The sequence below is a fragment of the Oerskovia sp. NPDC060287 genome (assembly GCF_042726775.1).
GTDB lineage: Bacteria > Actinomycetota > Actinomycetes > Actinomycetales > Cellulomonadaceae > Oerskovia > Oerskovia merdavium.
The window spans coordinates 1-1,058 of sequence record NZ_JBHXBO010000420.1; the positions used below are offsets into that span (position 1 = coordinate 1).

At 73.9% G+C, this 1,058-nt stretch carries 1 protein-coding gene; it reads right to left on the reverse strand.

Features of this window, described 5'->3' with window-relative positions:
• Window positions 1–111: 111 nt before the first annotated feature.
• A partial coding sequence (locus ACFWFR_RS19450) for an LLM class flavin-dependent oxidoreductase (protein ID WP_377624217.1) occupies window positions 112–1,058 on the reverse strand: 947 nt, incomplete at its 5' end.

Sequence of the window (1,058 nt, forward strand, 5' to 3'; positions counted from 1 at the left end):
CTCCCCTGGGTGGGGAGCGGCGCCGTCGGCGTGTGCGCGACGAGGGGGACGTACCTGCTCGCCGAGACGGCGTGTCGTCGACGGGCGGCGTACGTGGCGCGACGCACGCGCTCACGGTCGCGGCGGCCCCTGGCGGATCCGCGCGAGCTGCGACTCCGCAGTGATCGTGGACGGGTCCCACCCGGCCTCGAGCCACCACGTCGCGCCCGCGGCCTCGAGCGCGCGCGCGTCCTGGGCCGCGGCGTCGAGGTCGGTCGCGAAGTCCCGCTGGACCACGAGCTCGAACGGACCGGCCGCCGGGTCGCGGTGGTCGCCCACCCAGGTCGCGACCTCGCGCACGTCCTCCGGTGTGAGCGGGTCCAGGCCGCGGTCGCCACGGAGCTGGACCGTCACGCCGTCCCAGCGGACCGCTCGGCTCATGGACTTCTCGCTCGGGAACACCCCCACGGGCCACACGGGGATGCGCCCGTGGACGGGCTGCGGTGAGATCGTCATCTCGCCCGTCGAGATGTGCTTCCCGTCGAACGAGAACGCCTCGCCCGACCAGGAACGCTCGAGGAAGGCCAGCACGTCGTCGAGCAGCTCGGCGCGCTCGCGCAGCGACGTGAGCTGGCCGGGGACGGCGCTGAAGCCCGCGTCGTCGAGCACCCCGACGCCTGCTGGCAGCACGAGCCGCCCGCCCGAGAGGTGGTCGACCGTCAGAGCCTGGCGCGCGAGCTCCCACGGACGCCGGCGCGGCAGTGCGAATACGAGCGCACCCAACGTCACGCGCTCGGTCTGGACGGCCGCCGCGGCGAGGATGCCCCACGGGTCGTAGCCCTCCATGCCGGGCAGGCTGATGCCGTCCCACGTGAAGTAGCCGTCCCAGCCGTGGTCCTCGGCCTCGCGGGCCATGGAGACCAGCTCTGATGCGGAACCGAAGCTCCCGACGAACCCGAACTTCAAGGCCATGACGTCCTCCTGCGACTCGTTGGCGGTCCTCCCACGGTAGGACCGGCCACCCACACGCGCCGCGGGCCGGACGACGAAGGCCCGCTCGCCCCGCGAGTTCGCGGGCG